Genomic DNA, 1400 nt, shown 5'->3' with positions numbered 1-1400 from the left:
AGATTAAGCGCTAAAGAAGTGATAGGTAATAAAAAAGCTTTAACTGAATTTCAAGATAGATTTAACGAGTATGTTAATCAACGTGGGTATGATTTGGAACGAGGACAATCAAGACAAGTTACAAATGCTAAACATGATCAGGTAAGCCGATATAAGCAAAAAACAGAATACCATAAGCAAGAATATGAGCGTGAGAGCCAAAAATTAAGCCATATACAACAAAAAAACAATGAGTTGATAGAACAATATCAAAAATCATTAGAAACGCTTAAAAAGCCTTTAAACGTCAAATATGAACATGAAACTGAAAAAGTAGGTGGTTTGTTTAATAAAGAAATACAGAAAACGGGAAATGTTGTAATAAGCCAAGAAGATTTTAATGCCTTTCAGAAGCAAATAGAAGCAGCACAATTAATCAAAGATGATTATGAGTATATTAAGTCAGATAAAGCTCTAAATGACCTAAAAAACGAAAATAATAAGCTTAGAGAACAAAACAAGGATTTGTCTGAAACTTTATCAAGAGCAAATGAGTTTATAAAAGACCGAAAAAAAGACCTTGATAATGCGCTTAATGTCATTAAAGTTATTAGAGAAATTTTTGAAAAGTTAGAGCAAGTTCTTGGTAGAAATAAATACCAGCATTTGATGAATGATGTGAGTAGAGATAATGGACGAATGATAAAGACAATACAAATGTTTGATAAACAAATACATCCTGAAGAATATCAAGAGAAAGAACAAAAAAATAATCAGAATCATGGCAGAGGTATGAGCAGATAGAAAAAGCCCTTATCATAGTTGATAAAGGCTTAAATAAATACAATCTAGTATTAGTAGTACTAAACAATACAAATATTATACCACGCTTTTATGCCGAGAAAACTTTTTGTTTTAAAGAGTCCTTAAATTAGACTTAAAGCGTCAGCGGTCGATAGCGTCAGCTATTAACCCGACCGACTGACAGCTTTTAGGATTTTTAAGGACGCAAACTTTAAAGCAAAAAGGAAATTGGAATAAAGCAACAAAGGGGGTTGAAGAAAATGAGTAAGAAGAAAAAGATTAATTTAGCAATATCAATTGCTCAAGTAGTAGTTCAGGCGTTAATACTTTATAACACTTATCAGCAATATAAATATTCTAAAAAATATTGAGCTTAATAAAAAATAAAGACTTAGTCTGAATAGACCAAGCTTTTTGTTAGTGTTATATTAATACACAAATAAAATAAAAAAAGAAGTCGCTCACCCCAAACCGACCAAAGTTTTCGTGAACGACAAAACCGTAATAAAATGTAAGAATTATGTTTTATTAATTTGTATATCTAGATATTAAACGATTTAAGTTTATTCTTCAAGATATATATTCGGGTGAGCGACTTCTTAAACAAAATAAGGAGT

At 30.1% G+C, this 1400-nt stretch carries 1 protein-coding gene; it reads left to right on the top strand.

Annotated elements, in window-relative coordinates:
* Window positions 1-783: plasmid recombination protein (locus KA878_RS13550; RefSeq protein WP_210142199.1), on the top strand; the 783-nt coding region annotated here is incomplete at its 5' end.
* Between the last annotated feature and the right edge of the window lie 617 nt (window positions 784-1400).

The organism is Staphylococcus sp. GDY8P57P, from assembly GCF_017892585.1.
Classification (GTDB): domain Bacteria; phylum Bacillota; class Bacilli; order Staphylococcales; family Staphylococcaceae; genus Staphylococcus; species Staphylococcus borealis.
Note: the sequence above shows the minus strand (reverse complement) of the source record. Positions and strands in the feature narration are given on the sequence as shown.